Below are 24,408 nucleotides of genomic sequence, written 5' to 3' on the forward strand. Positions count from 1 at the left end.
CGGCTCCGGGTGAGGACGGGGGCGCCCTCATCCTAGGACGAGCGAGACCTGCCGACGTGTCCCGCCGTCACAGCCAGCGCTTGTGCTTGAACACCCCGTAGAGACCCGCGGCGACCCCGACCATCAGCACGAGCGAGAACGGATAGCCCCACTCCCACGACAGCTCGGGCATGTTCTCGAAGTTCATGCCGTAGACGGTGCCGACGAGGGTGGGGGCGAAGATGATCGCCGCCCAGCCGGAGATCTTCTTCAGCTCTTCGTTCTGTGCGAGGTTGAACTCCGTCATCCGCCGCATCTCGTCGTTCTGCCGCTGCGCGACGAGGGTCGACTCGACGGTGAGGGCGTTCTCGAGGATGGTGCGGAACGCCGCCGACCGTTCCACGACCCGCAGCGCGTGGTCGAGCACATCGCGCAGGTTGCGCTGAAGCTCGACCTCGACCCGGTACTTGTCCGACCCGCGCAGCAGCGCCTCGAGCATTCCGACGAGCGGCCGCGATGCCCGCTGGAAGTCGATGACCTCGCGGGAGAGCTCGTAGATGCGGCGTGACACGCTGCTCTCTTCGTCGAAGAGCTGATCCTCGATCTCGTCGATGTCGTTCTCGAGCCCGGCGATGACCGGCTCGTACTCGTCGACCACCTCGTCGAGGATGGCGTACAGCACGGCCTCGGGTCCCATCGAGAGCAGCTCGGGGGCGTCTTCGAGTCGCCGCCGCACGCGGCCGAGGTTCGGCGACTCGGCGTGGCGGATCGTCACGACGAAGTCGGGACCGACGAACAGGTGCAGTTCGCCGAATTCGACCCGCTCCTCCGCATCGAGGTAGCGTGCGGGCCGCAGCACGACGAACAGGGTGTCGCCGTAGCGCTCGAGCTTCGAGCGCTGGTGTCCGCTGAGGGCGTCTTCGACGGCGAGCGGATGCAACGAGAACTCCTCGGCGACCTGTCGGACTTCCTCCTCGCTCGGTCGGTAGAGCCCGATCCAAGCCATCGCGCCACGCGCGCGCATGACCTCGAAGGTCTCGTCGAGGTCGGTGGGGTCTTCGGTGCGGACGCCGTTGACGTACACGCCGTTGTCGATCAGCGCCATCATCTCTTCTCCGGTCGGTTCATGCCGCGCGAGCGGCGAACAGCAAAGGGCGGATGCCGCGCCACCGCGCTGCTGCAGAATCGATCCAGGCGAGCGGGCCGAACCAGCCCGAGAGCGGGTCAGCGAACCGGGAAGCCCGACACCGGCAGCAGGACGGTGACGCGCGGACTATGACCAGCCATCACGCACCACCTCCTCTCGGGTCGGGACCGCACTCACGATAGTCGATCACGACGTCACCCGGGGAGCGAACCGGTCCCATGCACCTGCCCACGTCGCCTCGAAATCGCCCCGCGAGCGGCGTCCCGCCCGCCAGGACTCCTCCGCGTAGGACAGGGCGCGGGCCACGCGGTTCAGTTCACGCCGGCGCAGGTCGGAGTCCTCGCATCCGATCGCGCAGGTCACCCACTCCTCGCGGATGCGGCCGAGGAACGGCCCCATCCCCACCCAGAGGGCGATGGCGGGCGCCAGCCACACCACCGCCGCGAGGACCACCGTCGCGGCCGTACCCAGGATGTCGGACAGGAGCAGGCCCGCCGCGACCCCCACGATCAGTCCGACGAAAGGCCAGAGCCGCATCAGCACCCACAGGCGCCGTTCGAGGTCGGTGGTATCAGGGGGGAGGATCACCAGGCGCACGCGCATCTCGCCGTAGCGGGCGATCGTCGTTTCGAGAAACCCCCAGCTGCCGCGCAGTGGGCGCGATCCGGGAGCGGTGGGGAGGGGACGCATGAATCGATCCTCGTCACCGTCCGACCACGGGTATCCGGTCCCGACGGATCACCTACGCCACGCGACGTGATCCTCACGACTTCCTGACGCCCATGCCGGGCAGGATGGCACCATGCTCACCATCCGCGTCACCGCTCCTTCGGCGCTCGCCCGCGAGCTCGCGCCGCAGCTGCGGGCGCAGCCCACCGTGATCGATCTCGCCGTGGTCCCGGGCGCCGCCGCCGCAGGCAACGGTGACCTGCTGATCTTCGACGTCGCACGTGAGGACGTCAACAACATCGTCCGGCTGCTCCGGCACGCCGGCGTGCCCGAGCGGGGCGCGATCGTCGTCAGCGAGCCACTGGCGGTGGTGTCGGATGCCGCGCACGCGGCTGAACGCGCCGCTCCGGGTCATCCCGCGGACGGCGTGCTGTGGGCTCAGCTGGCCAGCCGCTCCACCGAGGACGCCCGGCCGTCGTGGAGCTTCTTCGCCTTCCTGCTGCTGGCGACGCTGATCGCCGGGATCGGGCGACTCTTGGATCAGCCCATCCTCATCATCGGCGCGATGGTGGTGGGTCCGGAGTTCGCCCCCATCGCCGCGATCTGCTACGCCGTGGTGCGCCGCCGGCGGGGGATCATCGGGCCCGCGTCGGTCACGCTCTTCGGCGGCTTCGCGGTGTGCGCGCTGATCGCATGGGGGGTATGGGCGCTCCTCTACGTCTTCGGCGTCTTCACCTACGAGCAGGCCACGACCGGCGACGCGACGCAGTTCATCGTCAGCCCCGACGCCTGGTCGTTCGTGATCGCCGTGCTGGCGGGCATCGCGGGGGTGCTCTCGCTGACGACATCGAAGTCGTCCGCGCTCGTCGGCGTGTTCATCTCCATCACCACCGTGCCGGCGGTGGGCACGATCGGGCTGACCCTCGCGGTCGGCGCCTGGGCCGAGGCCGGCGCGGCGCTGGTGCAGCTCGCGCTGAATCTCGCCGGACTCCTCCTGGCGGGAACGGTGACGCTCTTCGTGCAGCTGCACGCCGGGCGGGCCATCTCGCGCCGTGTCGAGTCGCGCCGAGTGGCTCGAGCCGCGGCCGATCAGGCGGGGTCGACGACGAGCCGGTAGCCCATGCCCGATTCGGTGAGCAGGTGAACCGGATGCGACGGGTCGGGCTCGAGCTTGCGGCGCAGCTGCGACATGTACAGCCGGAGGTACCCCGAATCCTGGACGTTCTCGCTGGCCCAGATCTCCTTCAGCAGGGTTTGGCGGGTGACGAGGGCGCCGGGGTTTCGGGCGAGGAACTCGAGCATCCGCCACTCGGTCGGGGTGAGGTGCACGCGGGCACCGGACCGGGTGACGGCCCGCGCCGAGAGGTCGACCGTGACGTCGCCGAAGACCACCATCGGTTCGGATGCCGCCCCGCCGCGTCGGCGCGAGAGCGCCCGCAGCCGCGCGAGCAGCTCGTCGATCTGGAAGGGCTTGGTGACGTAGTCGTCGGCGCCCGCGTCGAGCGCGTCGACCTTGTCGGCCGAGCCGGTGCGCCCCGACACCACGATGATGGGGGCGCTCGTCCAGCCTCGCAGGGCCTCGATCACCTGCATGCCGTCGAGCCGCGGCATCCCCAGATCCAGCAGGATGATGTCGGGATGCGCCTGGGCGGCCATCGCCACGGCGGCGGCGCCGTCGGGCGCGGCCACCACCTCGTAGCCGTGTGCGGCCAGAGTGATGCGCAGCGCCCGGACGAGCTGCGGGTCGTCGTCGGCGAGGAGGATCTTCACGCGCGCTCGCTTCGGGTCGGGATCGGTGCGGGGGTGTCGGCCAGCGGCAGCGAGATCACCATCGTCAGGCCTCCTCCGGGGGTGTTCTCGGGGGTGAGCGCGCCGCCCATCCCCTCGGTGAATCCCCTCGACAGGGCCAGGCCCAGGCCGAGCCCTGTGGTGTTGTCGACATCTCCCAGTCGCTGGAAGGGCGCGAACATGTCCTCCTGGCGCTCGGCGCTCACACCGGGACCGCGATCGACGATGCGGATCTCGGCGCTCTGTCCGAGACGGCTCGTGGTCACGAGCACCCGGGCCCCGTCGGGGCTGTGCCGCCGGGCATTGGCGAGCACATTGACGAGCACCCGCTGGAGGAGCACCGGGTCGGCGGTGAGCGCGGGAAGGTCGGGGTCGAGCCCGAGCTCGACGTCGTCCGGTCCGAGGTCGAGCTCGTCGAGGGCCGCGAGGACCGCGCCGGCGGCGTCGACGGGCGACAGCGAGACCGCGAGCACGCCGGCCTGCACCCGGCTGACGTCGAGCAGATCGGTCACCAGCTGCGCCAGGGTGGACAGGCTCTCGTCGGCGGTCTCGAGGAGCTCCCGTCGATCGGCGGGGCTGAGCTGATCGCCCGCGGCGCGGAGCCCGCCGATCGCGGCGAGGGCGGCGGCGAGGGGGCGCCGCAGATCGTGGCTGACCGCCGACAGAAGCGCGGAGCGCACCTGGTCGGCCTCGGCGAGGGCGTCGGCCGCGCGCGCCGTCGCGGTGAGGTCGGTGTGCTCCAAGGCGGCGGCGAGCTGCGCGGCGATCGCGTCGAGGAGACGTCGCTCCCGGGCGCCGAGCGTTCCGTGCAGCTCGAGACGGCCCCGGGGTTCGCCGTCGGGCCCGCGGCCGATGTCCATCGTCACGGAGTCGTCGCCGCGCACGGGCTCGCCGTCGGTCGCGATCGTCGTGCCGTCGGCGGTCGCGAGGCGCACCCCAGCCAGGCCGAGGGCCTCTCGGGTGCGGGTGACGAGGGCGGGGATGGCGCTCTCGCCGCGCAGCACGCTGCCGGCGACCGTGGCGAGGAGCTCGGACTCGGCGGCCGCGCGCCGGGCGACGCGCGCGGCGCGGGCCGCCTGGTCGACGATGAAGCTGACGAGGATCGCGATCACCACGTAGAGCGCGAGCGCGAGGGCGTGCAGGGGGTCGGAGATGGTGACGTTGTAGAGCGGCTCGACGAAGAGGAAGTCGAGGGTCAATCCCGACAGCACGGCGGCGAACAGCGCGGGCCAGATGCCGCCGATGAGGGCGACGACCACGACGAGCAGCTGGTAGAAGAGCACGTCGGAGGTGATCGACTCCTCGCTGCGGAAGGTCGAGAGCACGACCGACAGCAGCGGTCCGCCGACGAGCGCGGTGACGAAACCGAGCACGCGGCGTTTGATGCTGAGAGCTCCGCCACGCACCCGGGGGAGGGCGAAGCGCCCGCCGGCGGCGGCGTGCGTGACGATGTGCACGTCGATGTCGCCCGACTCGCGGATGACGGTCGCGCCGATGCCCGGGCCGGTGAGCGCGGCGGCGAGCCGCCCGCGACGGCTCACCCCGATCACGAGCTGCGAGGCGTTGACCGACCGGGCGAACTCGACCAGCGCGCGGGGGATGTCGTCGCCGACGACCTGGTGGTAGGTGCCGCCGAGCGACTCGACGAGGGCGCGCTGCTGGGCGAGCGCGGCCGGGCTCGAGGTGCGCAGCCCGTCCTGGCTGGACACGTGCACCGCGAGCAGCTCGCCGCCGGCCGAGCGGGCGGCGATACGCGCGCCGCGACGCAGGAGCGTCTCGCCTTCGGGCCCACCGGTGAGGGCCACGACCACACGCTCGCGGGCCTGCCAGGTGCCCTCGATGCCGTGCTCGGCGCGGTAGGTCTTCAGAGCGCTGTCGACCTCGTCGGCCAGCCACAGCAGGGCCAGTTCGCGGAGCGCCGTGAGGTTGCCGAGGCGGAAGTAGTTCGACAGGGCCGCGTCGATCCGCTCCGCGGGGTAGACGAGCCCTGACGAGAGCCGGTCGCGCAGCGACTGGGGGGCGAGATCGACCACCTCGATCTGGTCGGCGCCGCGCACGACGGCGTCGGGCACGGTCTCGCGCTGCGGGATGCCGGTGATCTGTTCCACCACCCCGTTCAGCGACTCGATGTGCTGGACGTTGACGGTGGTGATCACGTCGATCCCCGCGTCGCGGAGGGCCTCGACGTCTTTCCACCGCTTGTCGTGCGGGGATCCCGGCGCGTTGGTGTGGGCCAGCTCGTCGACGAGCGCGATCTCGGGGCGACGGGCCAGCACCCCGTCGAGGTCTAGCTCGGTCAGCTCGACCCCGCGATGCTCCACGATGCGGCGCGGCATGACCTCCAGACCCTCGATCTGGGCGGCCGTCGCGGCACGGCCGTGGGTCTCGACGATCGCGACGACGACGTCGCGCGCCTCTCCCGCCAGGCGCCGGCCCTCTTCGAGCATCTCGTAGGTCTTGCCGACGCCCGGTGCCGCTCCGAGCAGCACGCGCAGCCGCCCGCGCTTCACCGTCTCACCCCGGCGAGGGCGATGCGGTGGGCGCGGGCGGCGGGCATGACGGGTGGTCCTTCTGTCTCTGCGGCGTCAGTCCTGGTTCCGGGCGTCCAGCGCGAGATTCAGCTGCAGGACGTTGACGCGCGGTTCCCCGAGAATCCCGAGGTCCCTGGACTGGATCATAGACTCCACCAGCTTGCGGACGTCCTGCTCCGGGAGCCCGCGGGCCTCGGCCACACGCGGCACCTGGAGGAGCGCGTAGGCGGGACTGATGTGCGGGTCGAGCCCCGAGGCCGACGCGGTGACCGCGTCGGCGGGGATCTCGTCGGGCGAGACGCCCTCGAGCTCGGCGATCGCGGCCTTGCGTTCCTCGATCGCGGCGATGAGGTCGGCGTTCTCGGGCCCCCAGTTCGACCCGCTCGAGGCGCCGCCGTCGTAGCCGTCGCCGGCCGCCGAGGGGCGGGACTGGAAGTACTCCGGAAGCGCCTCGCCGTCGGCATCCGTCCAGGACTGCCCGATGAGGGCCGAGCCCACGACGGCGCCCGATGCGTCGCGCTGCAGGGAACCGTTCGCCTGCCAGGGGAGGGCCAGCTGGCCGATGCCGGTGATGAGGAGGGTGTAGCCGAGACCGAGGATGACGGTGAAGGCGACCATCGCGCGGACGGCGACGCCGACGCTGCGAAGGGTGGTGCGGGTGGCGGACATGAGGGGGACTCCTTGTTCGGGCCGAGAATGCAGGGGCTCAGAAGCCCGGGATGAGGCTCACGACCATGTCGATGAGCTTGATGCCGATGAACGGGGCGATGACGCCGCCGAGCCCGTAGATCAGCAGGTTGCGCGTCAGCAGCTGCGAGGCGCTGGCGGGACGGTAGGCGACGCCGCGGAGCGCGAGCGGAATCAGGAAGACGATCACGATCGCGTTGAAGATGATGGCGCTGGTCACCGCCGACGCCGGCGACGACAGGCCCATCACGTTCAGCGCGGCGAGCCCGGGGAAGACCCCCATGAACATGGCCGGGATGATCGCGAAGTACTTCGCGATGTCGTTGGCCAGCGAGAAGGTCGTCAGGGCGCCGCGGGTGATGAGCAGCTGCTTGCCGATGCGCACGATGTCGATGAGCTTCGTCGGGTCGCTGTCGAGGTCGACCATGTTGCCGGCCTCCTTCGCCGCCGACGTCCCCGTGTTCATCGCCACCCCGACGTCGGCCTGTGCCAGCGCCGGAGCGTCGTTGGTGCCGTCGCCTGTCATCGCGACCAGGCGCCCGCCCTCCTGCTCCCGCTGGATCAGGGCGAGCTTGTCTTCCGGCGTCGCCTCGGCGAGGTAGTCGTCCACCCCGGCCTCGGCGGCGATCGCCTTGGCGGTGAGGGGGTTGTCGCCCGTGATCATCACGGTGCGGATCCCCATCGCGCGCAGTTCGTCGAACCGCTCGCGGAGGCCGTCCTTGACGATGTCCTTGAGGTGGATGACGCCGAGGATGCGCCCTCGCGGCTCGCCGGGCTGCGCGGGCTCGACCGGGGCGAACGTCGCGACGACGAGCGGCGTGCCGCCGGACGACGCGATCGCGTCGGTCTCGCTGACGACCTGGGCGCGCACCTGGGTCGACACCGCCGCGCCCTCCGCCTCGAGCCACGCCAGCACCGCCGACCCGGCTCCCTTGCGCACCTGGGTGCCGTCGGGCAGGTCGAGCCCGCTCATGCGGGTCTGCGCGGTGAAGGGCACGGCGACCGCTCCGGCGGGCATCCGGGCGCTGACGCCCTCGGCGGCGGCGAGCTCGACCACCGACGTCCCCTCGGGGGTGGGGTCTGCCAGCGACGACAGCGCCGCGGCCTCGGCCACCTGCCGGGCGTCGACCCCCGGCATCCGCACGAACGCGCTCGCACGACGATTGCCGTAGGTGATCGTGCCGGTCTTGTCCAGGAGCAGCGTGGTGACATCGCCCGCGGCCTCGACGGCGCGTCCCGACATGGCCAGGACGTTCCGCTGCACGAGCCGGTCCATCCCCGCGATGCCGATCGCCGACAGCAGCGCACCGATCGTGGTGGGGATGAGGCAGATCAGCAGGGCGATCAGCACCGGGATGCTCGCGGGCGCGGCGGCGTAGCCGGCGATGGGGTTCAGCGTCAGCACGACGATGACGAAGACGATCGACAGGCTCGCGAGGAGGATGTTCAGCGCGATCTCGTTCGGCGTCTTCTGCCGGCTCGCCCCCTCGACGAGGGCGATCATGCGGTCGACGAACGTCTCGCCGGGCTTGGAGGTGATGCGCACGACGATGCGGTCGGACAGCACGCGGGTGCCGCCGGTGACGGCGCTGCGGTCGCCGCCCGATTCGCGCACGACCGGGGCGGACTCGCCGGTGATCGCCGACTCGTCGACGGTGGCGATGCCGTGCACGATGTCGCCGTCGCCGGGGATCAGCTCACCGGCCGAGACCACGACGACATCGCCGAGGGTCAGGTCGGCCGACGAGACCGGCGCGGTCGCAGCGCGTTCGGCGGCCGGGTCGCCGGCGGCGTCGTAGCCCGACACCCGGTTCGCCATCGTGGAGGTGCGGGTCTTCCGCAGGGTCGCCGCCTGCGCCTTGCCGCGTCCCTCGGCGACCGATTCGGCGAGGTTGGCGAAGATCACGGTGAGCCAGAGCCACACCGCGATGCCCCAGGTGAATCCGGCGGGCACGGGGGTGCCGCCCGACTCGCCCGCGCCGCCGAGGAAGGGCTCGGCGATCGCGATCACGGTGGTGAGGGCGGCGCCGACCCACACGAGGAACATGACGGGGTTCCGCCACAGCGCGGCGGGGTTGAGCTTGCGCAGCGCCCCGGGGAGGGCCTGGGCGAGCTGGGCCGCACCGAAGGCGCGCGGGGCGCGCGGCTCTTCGGTCGAGCGGGGGGACGGAGTCGAGACGTCGGGGGTGCCGGACGACGTGGTGAGTGTGGACATGTTCAGACGAGACCTTCCGCCAGGGGACCCAGCGTGAGAACGGGGAAATAGGTGAGCGCGGTGACGACCACCGCGAGGATCGCGAGAAGGCCGACGAACTGCGGCCGGTGCGTCGGCAGGGTGCCCACCGTCGTCGGGACGGGCTTCTGGGCCGCCAGCGATCCGGCGAGGGCCAGCACGAGCACCATCGGCAGGAACCGGCCGAGCAGCATCGCCACCCCCAGGGCGGTGTTCAGCCACGGGGTGTTGGCCGTCAGGCCGGCGAAGGCCGATCCGTTGTTATTCGCCGCCGAGGTGAAGGCGTACAGCACCTCGCTCAGCCCGTGGACGCCGGGGTTCCAGATCGAGGTCGACTCGACGTCCTCGCGGATGCCGGGGAGGGCGAAGCTCAGCGCCGTCCCGGCGAGCACGAGGGTCGGGGTGACGAGGATGTAGAGGCTCGCGAGCTTGATCTCGCGCGGCCCGATCTTCTTCCCCAGGTACTCCGGGGTACGGCCGATGAGCAGGCCGCCGACGAACACCGCGATGACGGCGAGCACCAGCATCCCGTACAGTCCCGAGCCCACGCCGCCGGGCGCGATCTCGCCGAGCATCATGTTGATCATCGGGATCATGCCGCCCAGAGCGGTGTACGAGTCGTGCATCGAGTTGACCGCGCCGGTGGAGGTCAGCGTGGTTGCGGCGGCGTAGAACGTCGAGCCGAAGATGCCGTAGCGCACCTCCTTGCCCTCCATCGCACTGCCGGCCAGCTGCGGGGCGGTGCCGAGGGCGAGCGACTCCAGCCAGCTGACCGCCGCGATCGAGACGATCGCGATCGAGGCCATCACGGCGAGGATCGCGTAGCCCTGGCGGTCGTCGCCGACCATGCGGCCGAACGCCCGCGGCAGGGCCACGGGGATCGCGAGGATCAGAAGGATCTGCAGCACGCTCGTCCACGGGGCGGGGTTCTCGAACGGGTGCGCCGAGTTGGCGTTGAAGAATCCGCCGCCGTTCGTGCCGAGCTCTTTGATGGCCTCCTGCGAGGCGACCGGACCGCCGGGGATCACCTGGGTGCCGCCGGTGGCGGTGGTGATCTCGGTGAAGCCGTTGACGTTCTGCACGACGCCGGCGAAAAGCAGGGCGATGGCCGCGAGGATCGACAGCGGCAGAAGCAGACGCCCGACGCCTCGGACGAGATCGACCCAGAAGTTGCCGATCGTGGCGGCGCCCCGCCGGGCGAATCCCCGGACGAGGGCGACCGCGACGGCGATGCCGACGGCCGCCGAGACGAAGTTCTGCACGGCGAGCCCGGCGAACTGCACCGTGTAGCCGAGGGTCAGCTCGGGGGAGTACGACTGCCAGTTCGTGTTGGTGACGAACGAGACCGCGGTGTTGAAGGCCAGCGCCTCGGGCACGGCGGGAAGACCCAGCGAGTAGGGCAGGAACAGCTGCAGCCGCTGGAGGGTGTAGACGAAGAGCACCCCGACGACCGAGAAGATCAGCACGCTCCGCGCGTAGACCTGCCAGCTCTGCTCGGAGCGGGAGTCGACGCCGATGAGGCGGTAGAGCCCCCGCTCGACGCGCAGGTCGCGGTCGGAGGTGAAGAGGTGGGCGATGTAGTCGCCGAGGGGACGGTAGATCAGCACGAGGAGGAGGACGACGGTGGCGACCTGCAGCACACCGGCCCAGACGGAGGAGGCGTCCATCAGAACTTCTCCGGCTTCACCAGGGCGACGACGAGGTAGACGACGGCCGCCACGGCGAGGGCGGCGGCGATGAGCGAGAGCGCGGTCACAGCCGCTCCACCCCCTTCACGGCGAGGCCGACGAGGGCGAACAGGGCGAGGGTCGCCAGCAGATAGATGAGATCGAGCACGAGATGCGATGCAACACCCCCGGATGCCGGTGCTCCGGCATCCTCACGGAATCCCTACGGCCCCGCGGCTGCTCCTCACGGGTTGCTCACGGTCGCGTTGCGGGTCTCGCGCGCCTCGCTCCCCTCCCCTCTTCTCTCTCCTCGCGCCTCTCCCCTTTCCTCTCTCCCGACACGAGGATCATCGGCCCGGGCGCGTACGTTCTGCCGCGAAACGTCCGCGTCTCGGCCGATTGCGCTCGCGCCGCGCGGTCAGGTCACGGTCGCCACAGCCGACTGCGGCCGGCCATGACCCACGCGACGACCAGGAGCACGGCGAATGCCGCCGCGAGCCCTGCGACCCACCCCGTCCCCATTCCGATGACGACCGCACCGATGCCGGCGAGCAGCGTGGTGCCTGTCGCGGTGCCGACGTCCTCCCCGACCCCGAGGACCACTCCGCCGTGCGCGCGATTTGTGCCGTCGAAGCCCCGGAATCGTTCGAACGCCAGCGTCATCACCTTCGGATAGACCACACCCATCGCCATCCCGATCAGTGCCGAGACCAGGCCCAGCCCGATCGCCCCGATCGCCACGCTTTTCGTGAGGCCCACGGCGAACATCGCCACTCCGAGGGCTGCGAGGGGGAAGGCGACGGCGGCCAACAGGTACGAGCCTCTCGCTGACACGCGCGCCCCCAGGCCGCCAGCACTGAACAGCGCCCACGCGAGGGGACCGATCGACACCAGCACCGTCCCGATGACTCCGGAGGCGTCGAGATACGTCGCCGAAAGGAGCGGGACGAGCGCGTTGATGCCGAAATAGCTCCCACAGACGAGCGCCAGAATCCATCCGCCCGCCTGGGCCTGACGCTCGCCCGGGACGGTCAGCCGACGGGCGCGACGGAAGGGCACGGCGGGAGTCAGGGCGAGGGCCGCCACAGCGATCGCGACGCCGAGCGGTGTCTCCGATGCGATTCCGAATTGGGCGACGAGCACGCCGGCGGCGATCGACAGGAACGCCCATGGTGCGCGAATCTTCGCCGGATCAGGGGGTCGTTGCCATCCGACGACCCGCAGGTATCGGGACATCAGGGCTCGCGCGATCACGATGAGCACGGCCGGCCAGGCCATCGATGCCCGCCAGCCGACGGTGACGAGGAGGACGCCGTTGACCGCAGGGCCGGCAAGGGCGGGTGCCACCCACATGAGCGCGTAGAGACCGAACGCGCGCTCGCGCTCCTTCGCGTCGGGAAAGACGTCGGAGAGCACACCCATCCCGAGCCCGCCCATGATGCCGGCCGCGACGCCTCGCACTGCGAGGCCCGCGATGAGTACCTCCATCGACGGGGCGCCGGCGGAGAGGGCCACGCCGACGATGAGCATGGCCGTGGAGATCCCCAGCTGTGCCTGCGCGCCGATACGGCCGTAGAGGTAGGCACCGAACGCCATGAACGCGATGCTGACCACACCGGTGATGGTGACGGCCGGTCCGTACAGCGCGAGTCCGTCCAATTCGGCCGCTGCTACGGGGAGGACGGCGGCGTAGCTCAGGCCGGTCACGCTCGCCGCGAACTCGGCCAGCAGAAGCGCGGCCAGCAGCCGACCCCGCGGCCCTCGGAACAGAAGGCGGAGTGCGGGGCGATCGGCGGCGGTCATCGCCGACAGCCTAGACAGTCCGGTCCGCTCAGGGTCCGGCCGCAACGATCATTGCGCTGAGACGAGGACGATCGGCCCGGGCGCGTACGTTCCGCCACGAAACGTCCGCGTCTCGGCCGATCGTGCGCGCGCCGGCAGAGGGGCCCGAAGCACGCGCGCCGGCCGAGGGCGCGAAGGCGCCGAAGGGGGAGAAGAGGGGATGCCGCGGGGCGCGCGTCACTCGTCGGGGCGGGCCTCCAGGCTCGACCGTTCGGCGATCGGGGGGGCCTCGATGGCCGGGTCGAACGGCCGGCCGGCGCGGTCCTGGCCGGGAAGGGGGCGCGAGCGGCGCCCGTAGATGAGCTCGGACGAGTCGAGCAGCCACGGCACGAGGGTGATCGTCACGCCGTGGATGAGCATCAGCTGCTGGGCGATGCGGCGCGCGCGGCGGTTGTGGAGGAAGGTCTCCCACCAGTGCCCGACGATGTACTGCGGCAGGTACACCGTCACCACGGCGGACCCGTGCTTCTGCCGGTACTGACGGATGAACTCCGCGACGGGCTGGGCGTAGTAGCGGTACGGCGACTCGAGGATCACGAGGGGCACCGGCATCCGCTGGTCCTGCCAGGCCTGCTGCAGGGCGTCGGCGTCTTCGTTCGTCACCGCCACGTGCAGGGCGATCGTCTTGTCGTGCTTGGCGGCGAGGGCGTAGTCGAGGGCCTTGGCGACCGGCTTCTGGAGCTTGCTGACGAGGATGAGGGCGATGTCGCCCGACGACCCGTATCGCACGGGCTCGTCGATGCGGATCTCGTGGTCGACGTCGCGGTAGTAGCGATTCACCCCGATCATGAGGACCGCGAGTACGGGGATGGCGAGGAAGACCAGCCACGCCCCGTAGATGAACTTCGTGGCCGTGACGATGATCAGCACGGCCACCGTCATCGCCGCTCCGGTCGAGTTGATCGCGAGACCGGTCAGCACCGAACGGCGCTCCGCAGCCGCCCGCGGATCGCGCCGCGCCTCGACGCGCGTGGTCTGGCGCAGCTCTCGTCGCCAGTGCCGCACCATGCCGATCTGACCGAGGGAGAACGACACGAAGACGCCGATGATGTACAGCTGGATGAGCGTCGTGAGGTTCGCCTGGTACACGATCAGGACCACGATGGCCGCGAGTCCGAGGATGATCATGCCGTTGGAGAACACCAGGCGGTCGCCTCGCGTGTTGAGCGCCTTCGGCGCGTAGCCGTCGCGGGCGAGCACCGAACCGAGCAGCGGGAAGCCGTTGAACGCCGTGTTGGCGGCGAGCAGCAGCACGCAGGCGGTCGCCGCCTGCACGATGAAGAACGGGATCGAGCCCATGCCGAAGGTGGCCGCGGCGATCTGGGCCATGAGGCTCGGCTGCGGAGTGGTCTCGCACGCGAAGCCGACGAGGTTGCACGGGTCTTCGGCGTAGTGGATGCCCGAGATGAGCCCCACCGCGGTGAGTCCCGAGAAGAGCACGATCGCCACGCCGCCCATCAGCACGAGCGTCCACTGGGCGTTCTTCACCTTCGGGCGACGGAAGGCCGGCACGCCGTTGGAGACGGCTTCGACACCGGTGAGGGCGGAGCATCCGCTCGAGAACGCACGCAGAATGAGGAGGATGGTCGCGGCCTGCGTCAGCTCCTCGGCCTGGACGGCGTACTCGGCGCTCGAGGCGATCGGCGGATCGCCGAGTGCGGTGCGGATGAGGGCGACGACCACCATCACGCCGACCGAGCCGATGAAGACGTAGGTGGGGATCGCGAAGGCGAACGAGGCCTCGCGGACGCCGCGGAGGTTCACGAGGACGAGCAGGATGACGAATCCGACCGCGAACTCGATGCGGAAGGGTGCGAGCTCGGGGATCGCCGAGATGATGTTGTCGACGCCCGAGGCGATCGACACGGCCACGGTCAGCACGTAGTCGACGAGGAGCGCCGAGGCGACGACCACGCCCGGCACCTCGCCGAGGTTCGTGTGCGCCACCTCGTAGTCGCCGCCGCCCGAGGGGTAGGCCTTGATCAGCTGGCGGTAGCTCAGCACAACGACGACGAGCAGCACGACGACGGCGACCGCGACGCCGGGGCTGAAGGCGAGGAACGCCGTGCCCCCGATGAGCAGGATCATCAGAAGCTCCTGCGGCGCGTACGCCACCGAGCTCAGCGCATCGGAGGCGAAGATCGGCAGCGCGCGGCGCTTGGGCAGCAGCTGATCGTCGAGCTTCTCGGAGGTGAGGGGGTCTCCCAGCAGGAGGCGTTTCGCGCGAGGGGATTCCTCCACCGGCTCGCGACCATCAGTCGTCACGGCCGATGACATTACGCCTGTCTCGGCGAGTGCGCATCATGGCGCGACGGAATCGCCGTGTTGTCGGGACGCCGCCGGATCAGCGCGTGGCGAGGAACTCCCGCGCTGCGGTGACGAGGTTCGCCACGCCGTTGTCGAGGGTGGGCTGCAGGAGCGGAGCGAAGAACGGCGAATGGTTGGTGGGGATGTTGCGTTCGATGCTCCCGGATGCCGCGGCCTCGGCGTACACCTGAGGGTCGACCCCTCCCCAGAACCAGAACACCAGCGGCACTCCTGCTTCGCGGGCGAACCAGGAGACATCCTCGCTGCCGGTGAACATGCCGGGGTCGACGACCTTGTCGTCGCCGAAGGCGCGGGTGAACGCCGCGCTCAGGCGCGCTGTCGCCTCGTCGTCGTTGATCGTCGGCGGGAGGCTGTGGTCGACCTTGATGATCGGCTCTTCCTCGGCACCCGAGGCCTGCGCCTCGGCCCGGACGATGCGCTCGACCTTCTCGAGCACGCGGGCGCGGGCCTCGTCGTCGGGGTAGCGGAGGCTGAGCTCGAGCACGGCCTCGGCGGGGATGATGTTGTTCTTCAGGCCGGCGTGGATCGACCCGACGGTGACCACGGCGACATCGCGCGGGTCGGTCTCGCGTGAGACGACGGTCTGGAGACGCATCACGGTGGCCGCGGCCATCACGACGGGGTCGATCGTGGCCTGCGGCCGCGACCCGTGACCGCCTCGCCCGAGGAGCGTGACGCGCAGTCCGTCGGATGCTGCCATCTGCGTGCCCGGGCGCACGCCGATCGTGCCTGCCGGAAGGGGGGTGACGTGCTGGCCGAGCACGATGTCGGGGCGGGGGAAGCGGTCGAGCACGCCGTCGGCGATCATCGCCTGCGACCCTGCGCCGTACTCCTCAGCGGGCTGGAAGACCGCCACCACAGTGCCCCGCCACTCGTCGGTCGTCGCGACCAGGCGCTCGAGCGCACCGAGGAGAGCGGTGACGTGCATGTCGTGGCCGCACGCGTGCATGACCGGCACGTCGAGGCCCTGCGGGTCGACGCCCCGCGCGGTGCTGGCGTACGCGAGGCCGGTGCGCTCCTCGACGGGGAGGCCGTCCATGTCGGCGCGCAGCCACACGACCGGGCCGCGCTCGCCGGCGGCGGCGTTGTCGTCGTTGCGGATCACCGCGGCGAGGCCGGTGCGGCCGATGCCCTCTTCGAACTCGATCCCGAGCTCCGTCAGACGCTGCGCGATGACGCCGGCGGTGCGGGTCTCTTGGAACGACAGCTCGGGATGACGGTGGAGGTCGGTGTAGATCGCGTCGAGGTCGAGGGCCATACCGCCGAGCCTAACCTGCGCACACCGGGCGGCTCCGGGCCGACCGGTCTGCCGTGCGCGGTGGTCAGCCCGCCGCGCGGGCGGTGGAGCCGCGCACGACCAGCTCGTACGGCAGGCGCCGCGACGGGCGCTCCTCGACGGGCGCGACCGCATCGATCTCGGCGAGGATCGCGTCGGCCGCCCGCTCGCCCTGACCGAGCGGGAACTGGTCGACGGTGGAGAGCCGGAAGAACTCGCCGAGCTCGTGCCCGTCGATGCCGATGATCGAGAGGTCCGCCGGCACCCGGTAGCCGAGCTCTCGCGCGGCGAGCAGCGCACCGATCGCCATCTCGTCGGAGGCGGCGAAGATCGCTGTCGGGCGCTCGCCGGGGCGGCCGAGCAGCTGCTTGGCGGCGCGGAAGCCGCCCTCGATCGTGAAGTCGGCGGGCTCGTACAGGGCCGGCCGCGCGGGGAACCCGGCGTCGGCCAGCGCCTGCTCGAAGCCCTGCCGCCGCTGGGTCGGCACGTGGAAGTCGACGTCGAACTCGGGGCTCGCGCCGATGTGGGCAATGTCGCGATGGCCGAGCGCGAGGAGGTGCTCGGTGGCGAGCCTGGCCACGGCGACGTCATCCATCGTCAGGGTGTCCAGCCGCGGGCTCGGCCCACCGATCGCGATGACCGGCAGGTCGAGCTGGCGCAGCCGCTCGAGCTCGTCCTCGCTGAGCTCGAGCGAGATCGCGATGACCCCGTCCACCCGCTGGCGGCGCAGGAACGTCTCGAAGATCGCGTGCCGTTCGGCGGCGTCGTTGGTGAGGCTGTACAGCGTGATGTCGTATCCACGGCGCATGAGCGAGGTCGAGATGCCGCTCAGCACCGTGCTGAAGAACCAGCGGTCGAGGAACGGCACGAGCACCCCGATGTTGCGTCGGCGGCCCGAGGCCAGGCTCGATGCCGACGCCGACACGACGTAGCCGAGGCTCTTCGCGGCATCCTCGACCCTCGTCTTCGCCGTCGCCGAGACATGACCGCGGCCGCTCAGCGCGCGGGAGACCGTGGCGGTGGACACGCCGGCCAGGCGTGCCACCTCATCGATGCTGACCACGTCGCCCCCTCGCTCGTCGTCCCGTGCGCCGGCGCTGCTCAGGCCTCGGTGAGCCAGACCGCCGTGTCGACCGGCAGCGTGCGACCGTCGACCGGGCCGCTCGCGACCAGGATGTCACCCTCCGGCAGCTCCACCGGCGCGGCGCCGAGGTTGGCGATGACCCGCACCGAGCCGTTGCGGAACGCCACCACGTCGTCGCCGAACCCGTCGATCCACTCCAGGGCGCCGGCACCCAGCTGGTGGGTGCGGCGCTCGGCGAGAAGGCTCCGGTACAGCGACAGCGTCGAGGAGCCGTCGGCGCGCTGGACGTCACGGGCCACGCCCGCCCAGTCGGTCGGCTGCGGCAGCCACGCCTCGCCGGTCGTGCTGAAGCCGAACGCGGGCGCGTCGCTCTGCCACGGCAGCGGCACGCGGCAGCCGTCGCGGCCGTAGCGCTCGCCGCCGGTGCGGAACCAGGTGGGGTCCTGGCGGGCGTCATCGGGCAGGTCGACGACCTCGGGGAGGCCGAGCTCCTCGCCCTGGAAGAGGTACGACGAACCCGGGAGGGCCAGCATGACGGTCGTCGCGGCGCGGGCGCGGCGCAGTCCGACATCCGGAATCGGCTTGCCGGGGGAGTCGGGACCGATGCCGTGCCCCTGCGGGTTCTCGGCCGTCAGTGCGAGGCGCGACGCGTGACGCACGACGTCGTGGTTGGAGAGCACCCAGGTGCTCGGCGCACCGACCCCCGGGAAGGCGCGAAGCGACTCGGTGATGACCTCGCGCAGCTCTGCGGCGTTCCACGGCGTCGACAGGTACGGGAAGTTGAAGGCCTGGTGCATCTCGTCTTCGCGCACCCAGAGCGCCGTCTTGTCGGCGGTGGGCAGCCACGCCTCAGCGGCGAGGACGCGGTCGCCCTCGTACTCCGCCAGCAGGGCGTTCCAGTCGCGGTAGACGTCGTGCACGCCCTCCTGACCCCAGTAGGGCACGTCCACCTCGCCGCCGCCCATCGAGTCGGCGGTGGACGGCGGGGTGTAGTCGGGAAGGCCCTCCGCCTTGACCAGGCCGTGCGCGACGTCGACGCGGAAGCCGTCGACACCACGGTCGAGCCAGAAGCGGAGGATGCGACGGAACTCTTCGCGCACCTCTTCGTTGGTCCAGTCGAAGTCGGGCTGCGAGGTGTCGAACAGGTGCAGGTACCACTGTCCGGGGGTGCCATCGGCCTCGGTCACGCGGGTCCAGGCCGGACCGCCGAAGACCGACTCCCAGTTGTTCGGGGGCACGTCGCCGTCGATGCCACGGCCCTCACGGAAGATGTAGCGCGCACGCTCGGGGCTGCCGGGCGCGGCGGCGAGAGCCTGCTGGAACCACTCGTGCTGATCGGAGGAGTGGTTGGGAACGAGGTCGACGATGACCCGGATGCCGCGGGCGTGCGCCCCCTCGAGCATGTCGTCGAAGTCGGCGAGCGTGCCGAAGAGCGGGTCGACGTCGCAGTAGTCGGCGACGTCGTACCCGGCGTCCTTCTGGGGGCTGCGCATGAAGGGCGACAGCCAGATCGCGTCGACGCCGAGCTCGGCGAGATCGTCGAGGTGGGCGGTGACGCCGGGAAGGTCGCCGATGCCGTCACCGGAGGTGTCGGCGAACGAACGCGGGTAGATCTGGTAGATGACGGCGGTGCGCCACCACTCGGAACCGGGGGTGGAGGAGCGGTCTGCGGGGGATGTGACCGTTTCGGGCGAAGTCATGCGCTCACAATACTGCAAGCGCTTACATTTTCCTGAGTATGTTGCGCGCGAGACTAAGGTGGCGGGGTGACCGCCTCCGGCCCCCTCGCCCGCGCCGAATCGTTGATCACCGTCATCCCCGACTACCCGTCGCCGGGCATCCAGTTCCGCGACATCACCCCGCTCCTCGCAGACGCCGCCGCGCTCCGCGCGGTGACCGAGGCGCTCATCGCCCCCTTTGCGGGCAGCTTCGACATGGTCGCCGGCGTCGAGGCGCGCGGGTTCCTCCTCGCCGCCGCCGCGGCGATCGCCGCTGACACCGGCGTCGTCCCGGTGCGCAAGGCCGGAAAGCTCCCGCGGCCCGCGGCAGCGGTCGACTACGCGCTCGAATACGGCCAGGCCACAATCGAGGTGCACGACGACCTGCCGCGCGGCGCGCGCGTTCTGCTCGTCGACGACGTGCTGGCCACCGGCGGCACCCTCGCCGCGGCGCACGGCCTGTTCGCCGCGGTCGGGGCCGAGGTCACCGGCACCGCGGTGCTGCTCGAGCTCGAGGCGCTGGGCGGCCGCGCGGTGCTCAGCCGTGTCGAACCCGACATCCACACCGTCTTCCGCGCCTGACGGCACGAATCCTGACCCTGGCGCTTGACCCTGACACGGTGTCAGGCTCTGTCGTGGAATCACCATGTTGAGTATCGGAGAATTCGCCCGGCTGGCCGGAGTGTCGGTCCGGATGCTGCGTCACTACGACCACCTCGGTCTGCTCGTCCCCGAGCGCGTCGACCCCTGGAGCGGCTACCGCTCGTACGGGGCCGCACAGCTCGAGCGCGCCAACCGCATCGTCGCCCTGAAGGACCTGGGGTTCACCCTGGATCAGGTCGGACGGATGCTGGACGGCGGCCTCTCGCAGGAGGACATCGCGCTCCTCCTCAGCGAGCGGCGCGAGGAGCTGCGGTCGCAGATCGCCGCAGACCGGCATCGGCTCGCCGCCGTCGAGGCGCGTCTCCGCGTCATCCAGAAGGAGATTCCCATGACGGAATACATCGAAACCGCCCTGCCCGAACTGCACGTGGTGCAGCAGACCGCGCGCATCGAGGAGATGTCGCAGATCGAGGCCGAGATCGGCTACATGTTCACGCGCGTGAACGAGGCCATCGCTGCGGCGGGCGCGGCGCACACCGGGCCCGGGGTGGCGATCTACACCACCGACGGCGACGGCATGATCGCCGCTGCGGCGGAGCAGATCGGCGATGCCGCGACCCCGCCGGGGCTCGAGCGGGCGACCGTGCCCGCGGCATCCCGCGCCCTCACCGGGCGGTACGAGGCCGACGACCTGTTGGGGATCCAGCGCGCGTGGCAGGACCTCGTCGCCGAGGGTGAGCGCCGAGGGCTGTCGGTCGCGGGACCGGCCCGCGAGGTGTACCTCGAAACGCCGATGGACCCGGGCGGCACCCGCTGGGTCGTCGATCTGCAGCAGCCGGTCGCCTGACCCGGGGCGGGCCGCGCCCGCCCCGGCGAGACCCACCATCCCCGCCGAAACCCACCGCCTCACCGTGGGTCTCGGCGGCGGAGGTGGGTCTCGGCGACAGGTGGGCGCGGAGACGGACCCGGCGGATCCGATCGGCGCTTCGGGGTCGTACGATCGAGCGGTGCTGGTGCTTGCTGCGATCGTCCTCTTCGTCAACGCGCTCTTCAACGCCGTCGTGTGGCCGAGGTTCTACCCACGCATCGCGAACGACCCCCGCGCCCGCGGCACCGACGGGCGCCGCACGGCGTTCTACCGCGTGCACGTCGTGCTGATCACGCTCGCCCTGGTGCTGGCGGCCGTAAGCGTCGCGACGGGCATCGCCCTGCTCGTCACCGCCTGACCAGCAGGTCCGACCCGAGCAGCTACAGCAGCCCCACCCCGAGGTTGATCGGGCTGCCCTCGATGTTGCCGATGATCCCCCGGATGATCGCGGTGCCGTCGGTGCCGCGCAGGCTCTCGTACCAGGCGGCGGTGATCGACGGGTCGTAGCCGTGGGTCTCTTCCCCGCGCTTGCGCGCCCGCAGCACGAGCTCTCCCGCACGCTCGGTGCGCATCTTCTCGTAGCGGCGGAGCGAGTCCTCGACCCCCACGGTGTGCGTGGTGAGGCTGATCGCCAGCGCGAAGCTGTCTTCGAGCGCCGAGCACGCGCCCTGGCCGATGTCGGGCGCGGTGTTGTGGGCCGCGTCGCCGAGGATCGCCACGCGCCCGCGCGTCCACGTATGCAGCGGGTCGATGTCCCAGATCTCCACCCGGTTCAAAGACTCCGCAGGACGGATGCCGCTGATCAGCCGCCGCACCTCGGGCGACCAGTGCCCGAAGGCGGCCTCGAGAGGCGCGACGCCATCCTCCCGCTCGTACGGGAGCCCCGCCGGCTGCGGGATGTCGAACCAGAAGTAGAACCGGTCGTCGGCGACAGGCATCACCGCGGCGCGCTTGCCCTCGGCGACCCAGGTCGTCCACTGATCGAGCGGCGCGATCGCGGGAGAAGCCGCCACCAGCCCGTTGAAGTTCGTGTAGCCGGAGTACTGCCGCTCGACGCGGAAGCCGCCCTCATCGGCCCGGGTGATCCAGTCGCGGGTGAGGGAGCGCGCCCCGTCGGCGCCGATGAGCAGGTCGGCGGTGTCGGTGGAACCGTCGGCGAAGACCGCGATCACCTTCTCGCCCTCCTCGCGAATCCCGACGAGCTCGTGCCCGAGGTGGATCCGGTCGAGCCCGAAGGTGTCCATGAGCAGCGCCTGCAGCTCGGCGCGCGAGACGGGGTAGGGCCGCTGCCCGGTGTGCGCGGTCACCGGTGCGAGGCTGAAGCGGCACAGCTGATCGCCGGTGTGCCCGTCGCGGTAGGCCATGTGATCCATCCGGCCGCCGAGGCGCGCGACCTCTTCGCCGAGGCCCAGCCAGTTGAGCACCTTCACGCCGTTCGACCACAGCGAGAGGGCGGCGCCGACCGGTCGGTTCTGTCGCATCCGGTCGTAGATCACCACGTCGTGCCCGTGCCGGGCGAGCGCGATCCCCGCGCTCGTGCCTCCGATACCGGCTCCGATGATCACGACCTTCACGTTTCAGCTCCCGCGGTAGGTGGAATAGGAGAAGGGGCTCAGCAGCAGCGGCACGTGCAGGTGCGTGTCGTCGGTGACGCGGAACGTGACCGTCACCGACGGGTAGAAGGTGTCGACGCCCAGACCGGCGTAGTACGCCCCGGTGGCGAAGCTCAGCACGTGCGTGCCGTGGTCGAGGAACTCGGGCCCGAGGCTGAGACGCCCGTCGAGGTCGGTCTCGCCCGACGCGATCTGCACGATGCGCGGTTCGTCGCCCATCTTCGACAGGACGACGGCGACCCCGCTCGCGGGGAAGCCGGTGGAGGCATCGAGGACGTGGGTGGTGAGCTGGCTGGTCATGGCATCATCCTGACGCCACCCGCTCGGCCGACACGCTCTCGCGCAGCCGCAGCAGAGCGATCTCTGCCAGCTGGCCCGCTGCCTCGGCGACCTCCGACTCGGGGGTGTTCGCCAGGCGCCGCTCGAGCTCGGCGAGCATCTCGTCGGCCGAGCGCCCGCGGGCCCGGATGAGGAACACGCGCCCGAACCGGGCCTCGTACCGGGTGTTGCCGGCCGCGATCCGCTGGGCGACGTCGGAGGCGGCATCCGTCATCGCGGCCTGCTCCCGGCGCGACGCGGTCGCGGAAGGGTCGTCGCCCTCGCGGCGCTCGCCGATCCGGGGATGCTGCGCCAGCGCCTGGTCGAGATCGGCGGCGTCCCAGGTCGCGGCCTCGGCCGCTGCCGTCTCTTCCAACGCCTCGCGTGTAGGGTATGGGCGCCCCGCGAGCACCGCAGTCACCCACCGCGGGATCGCCGCCCACAGGCTCACCAGATCGCGCGCGTCGCCCTCGTCGAGGGCGTTGAAGTCGCCGATGCGCATGACGGTCCTCCCGCGGGGGTGCTGCTGGAGGCTCACGCTACGAAGCGCGCCGACACGTTTCGGTTTCCCTCGTGTAAACATCGCGTTGCCGCGCCGCCGTTCACACCGACGAAACGCGACGGGGGGAGGATGGGGCGTCCGCCGCGCGGCGGACCCGACGAAGGAGCGCCGATGGCCGACCCCCGAAGCGCCGGCAGCGGTGTCATCCGCGCCGCGCGCGCGTGGGTGAATGGCCGCTTCCGCCGCGCCGACGTCGAGTACGTCGACGGCGTCATAACCCGGGTCGACGATCCGTCGGGACCCGCGCGTGGCGCCCACATCGTCCCGGATGACGCGGTGCTGCTGCCGGGCCTCGTCGATTCGCACGTGCACGTCAACGAACCCGGTCGCACCGAGTGGGAGGGATTCCGCTCGGCGACCCTCGCCGCCGCGGCCGGCGGGGTGACGACGATCGTCGACATGCCCCTGAATTCGCTCCCGCCCACGACCACGGCGGCCGCGCTCGCCGTGAAGCAGGCCGCGGCCGCGCCGTCGGCCTACATCGACGTCGGGTTCTGGGGTGGGGCGGTGCCCGAGAACCTCGGTGCCCTCGAACCGCTGCACGACGAGGGCGTGTACGGGTTCAAGTGCTTCCTCTCTCCCTCGGGCGTCCCCGAGTTCGGTCACCTCGACCGTGCCCAGCTCGCCGCGGCGATGGACGAGATCGCCGCACTCGGCTCGCGGCTCATCGTCCACGCCGAAGACCCCGCGCACCTCCACGCCGACGGCGCGCTCGGCCGCGACTACACCGCGTTCCTCGCCTCGCGGCCCGCCGTGAGCGAGGCGTCGGCGATCGAGACGGTCATCGCCGAGGCCCGGCGCTCGGGAGCGCGCGCCCACATCTTGCACCTGAGCGACGCCGGGTCGCTCCCGGCGATCGGGCGAGCCAAGGCCGAGGGGGGCGCCCTCACGGTCGAGACCTGCCCGCACTACCTCACGATCGCGGCGGAGGAGATCCCCGCCGGGTCGCCCGAGTTCAAGTGCTGCCCGCCGATCCGGGATGCCGCGAACCGCGACCGGCTGTGGGAGGGGATCGTCGACGGCACGATTGACGCGATCGTCAGCGACCACTCGCCCTCCACGCTCGACCTCAAGCGCACCGGTGGCGGCGACTTCGGCCTCGCGTGGGGCGGGATCTCGGGTCTGCAGGTCGGGCTCTCGGCGGTGTGGACAGAGGCGCGCCGGCGCGGCATCCCGTTGGAGACCCTCCTGCCGCTCTTCACGACGGGGCCTGCGCGCGTCGCCGGCCTCTCGGCCGGGGTCATCGAGCCGGGCGCCCCGGCGCACCTGACCGTCTTCGGCGCCGACGACCCGTATCCGATCAGAGCCGCAGAGCTGCTGCACAAGAACCCCATCACGGCGTACGAGAACCGTGTGTTGCGCGGCCGCATCCGACGGACATGGCTGCACGGCCGGTCGGTGTTCGACGTGACCGAGGGAGGGCCGGGCGAGGCGCCGCAGTTCCGTGGGGCGCCCGGCGGTCGCCTCCTGTCGCGGGAGGTCGCCTGATGGTGTG

At 71.1% G+C, this 24,408-nt stretch carries 21 protein-coding genes; 5 read left to right on the forward strand and 16 right to left on the reverse strand.

Annotated elements, in window-relative coordinates:
• Positions 1-67 precede the first annotated feature (67 nt).
• Both DT073_RS03105 and DT073_RS03110 read right to left on the reverse strand, forming a co-directional pair.
• Positions 68-1,084: a magnesium and cobalt transport protein CorA gene (locus DT073_RS03105; protein ID WP_124292065.1), complete on the reverse strand. Its 1,017-nt coding sequence runs from the start codon at positions 1,082-1,084 to the stop codon at positions 68-70.
• 228 nt (positions 1,085-1,312) lie between these two features.
• Positions 1,313-1,816: a DUF6611 family protein gene (locus DT073_RS03110; protein WP_124292066.1), complete on the reverse strand. Its 504-nt coding sequence runs from the start codon at positions 1,814-1,816 to the stop codon at positions 1,313-1,315.
• Between the two features lie 112 nt (positions 1,817-1,928).
• Between DT073_RS03110 and DT073_RS03115 the strand changes: the two genes are divergently transcribed.
• Positions 1,929-2,912, forward strand: coding sequence for a DUF389 domain-containing protein (locus tag DT073_RS03115; RefSeq protein WP_124292067.1), 984 nt, complete (start codon positions 1,929-1,931; stop codon positions 2,910-2,912).
• On the opposite strand, the gene DT073_RS03120 is transcribed toward DT073_RS03115, so the two are convergent.
• The 11 genes from DT073_RS03120 to DT073_RS03170 form a co-directional block, all read right to left on the reverse strand.
• Entirely contained in the window at positions 2,885-3,565 is a 681-nt protein-coding gene (locus DT073_RS03120) for a response regulator (protein WP_124292068.1), read from the reverse strand. The genes DT073_RS03115 and DT073_RS03120 overlap by 28 nt on opposite strands.
• Complete coding sequence (locus DT073_RS03125; RefSeq protein ID WP_124292069.1) at positions 3,562-6,093, reverse strand: DUF4118 domain-containing protein; 2,532 nt, start codon at positions 6,091-6,093, stop codon at positions 3,562-3,564. The genes DT073_RS03120 and DT073_RS03125 overlap by 4 nt, the downstream gene beginning before the upstream one ends.
• Before the next feature lie 75 nt (positions 6,094-6,168).
• Positions 6,169-6,783, reverse strand: coding sequence for a potassium-transporting ATPase subunit KdpC (gene kdpC, locus DT073_RS03130; RefSeq protein ID WP_124292070.1), 615 nt, complete (start codon positions 6,781-6,783; stop codon positions 6,169-6,171).
• A 37-nt stretch (positions 6,784-6,820) separates the two neighbouring features.
• Positions 6,821-9,016: a potassium-transporting ATPase subunit KdpB gene (gene kdpB / locus DT073_RS03135; protein WP_124292071.1), complete on the reverse strand. Its 2,196-nt coding sequence runs from the start codon at positions 9,014-9,016 to the stop codon at positions 6,821-6,823.
• Positions 9,017-9,018: 2 nt separating this feature from the next.
• The gene (gene kdpA / locus DT073_RS03140; protein WP_124292072.1) at positions 9,019-10,701 is read right to left on the reverse strand and encodes a potassium-transporting ATPase subunit KdpA; all 1,683 of its coding nucleotides are present in this window, start codon (positions 10,699-10,701) and stop codon (positions 9,019-9,021) included.
• Positions 10,701-10,790 (reverse strand): K(+)-transporting ATPase subunit F, encoded by a 90-nt coding sequence (gene kdpF / locus DT073_RS03145; RefSeq protein ID WP_124292073.1) that lies wholly within the window; start codon positions 10,788-10,790, stop codon positions 10,701-10,703. The genes kdpA and kdpF overlap by 1 nt, the downstream gene beginning before the upstream one ends.
• Before the next feature lie 334 nt (positions 10,791-11,124).
• The gene (locus DT073_RS03150) at positions 11,125-12,504 is read right to left on the reverse strand and encodes an MFS transporter (RefSeq protein WP_124292074.1); all 1,380 of its coding nucleotides are present in this window, start codon (positions 12,502-12,504) and stop codon (positions 11,125-11,127) included.
• Positions 12,505-12,720: 216 nt separating this feature from the next.
• Positions 12,721-14,820: an APC family permease gene (locus tag DT073_RS03155; protein ID WP_124292075.1), complete on the reverse strand. Its 2,100-nt coding sequence runs from the start codon at positions 14,818-14,820 to the stop codon at positions 12,721-12,723.
• Positions 14,821-14,887: 67 nt separating this feature from the next.
• Positions 14,888-16,129 carry an amidohydrolase gene (locus DT073_RS03160; RefSeq protein ID WP_124292076.1) on the reverse strand — a complete coding sequence of 414 codons (1,242 nt, stop codon included), beginning with the start codon at positions 16,127-16,129 and terminating at the stop codon, positions 14,888-14,890.
• Positions 16,130-16,193: 64 nt separating this feature from the next.
• The gene (locus DT073_RS03165) at positions 16,194-17,210 is read right to left on the reverse strand and encodes a LacI family DNA-binding transcriptional regulator (RefSeq protein ID WP_124292077.1); all 1,017 of its coding nucleotides are present in this window, start codon (positions 17,208-17,210) and stop codon (positions 16,194-16,196) included.
• Positions 17,211-17,248: 38 nt separating this feature from the next.
• Positions 17,249-18,931 (reverse strand): glycoside hydrolase family 13 protein, encoded by a 1,683-nt coding sequence (locus DT073_RS03170; RefSeq protein ID WP_124292078.1) that lies wholly within the window; start codon positions 18,929-18,931, stop codon positions 17,249-17,251.
• A 66-nt stretch (positions 18,932-18,997) separates the two neighbouring features.
• Between DT073_RS03170 and DT073_RS03175 the strand changes: the two genes are divergently transcribed.
• From DT073_RS03175 to DT073_RS03185, 3 genes are all read left to right on the forward strand, one after another.
• Positions 18,998-19,531, forward strand: a complete 534-nt coding sequence (locus DT073_RS03175) for an adenine phosphoribosyltransferase (RefSeq protein WP_124292079.1) — start codon at positions 18,998-19,000, stop codon at positions 19,529-19,531.
• A gap of 64 nt (positions 19,532-19,595) precedes the next feature.
• Entirely contained in the window at positions 19,596-20,399 is an 804-nt protein-coding gene (locus tag DT073_RS03180) for a MerR family transcriptional regulator (protein ID WP_124292080.1), read from the forward strand.
• A 160-nt stretch (positions 20,400-20,559) separates the two neighbouring features.
• Entirely contained in the window at positions 20,560-20,778 is a 219-nt protein-coding gene (locus tag DT073_RS03185; RefSeq protein WP_124292081.1) for an SCO4848 family membrane protein, read from the forward strand.
• A gap of 22 nt (positions 20,779-20,800) precedes the next feature.
• Here DT073_RS03185 and hpxO read toward each other — a convergent pair whose 3' ends face one another.
• Genes hpxO through uraD form a run of 3 tightly spaced genes read right to left on the reverse strand, consistent with a single transcriptional unit; the run spans position 20,801 to position 22,889 of the window.
• Positions 20,801-21,985, reverse strand: coding sequence for an FAD-dependent urate hydroxylase HpxO (hpxO, locus tag DT073_RS03190; protein WP_240638708.1), 1,185 nt, complete (start codon positions 21,983-21,985; stop codon positions 20,801-20,803).
• A gap of 12 nt (positions 21,986-21,997) precedes the next feature.
• The gene (gene uraH, locus DT073_RS03195; RefSeq protein ID WP_124292083.1) at positions 21,998-22,333 is read right to left on the reverse strand and encodes a hydroxyisourate hydrolase; all 336 of its coding nucleotides are present in this window, start codon (positions 22,331-22,333) and stop codon (positions 21,998-22,000) included.
• A gap of 4 nt (positions 22,334-22,337) precedes the next feature.
• Positions 22,338-22,889 carry a 2-oxo-4-hydroxy-4-carboxy-5-ureidoimidazoline decarboxylase gene (gene uraD / locus DT073_RS03200; RefSeq protein ID WP_240638709.1) on the reverse strand — a complete coding sequence of 184 codons (552 nt, stop codon included), beginning with the start codon at positions 22,887-22,889 and terminating at the stop codon, positions 22,338-22,340.
• 135 nt (positions 22,890-23,024) lie between these two features.
• On the opposite strand from uraD, the gene allB reads away from it, so the two are divergent.
• Positions 23,025-24,401, forward strand: a complete 1,377-nt coding sequence (gene allB, locus DT073_RS03205; protein WP_124292084.1) for an allantoinase AllB — start codon at positions 23,025-23,027, stop codon at positions 24,399-24,401.
• Positions 24,402-24,408 lie beyond the last annotated feature (7 nt).

This window comes from Microbacterium sp. ABRD28 (genome assembly GCF_003850245.1).
Taxonomy (GTDB): domain Bacteria; phylum Actinomycetota; class Actinomycetes; order Actinomycetales; family Microbacteriaceae; genus Microbacterium.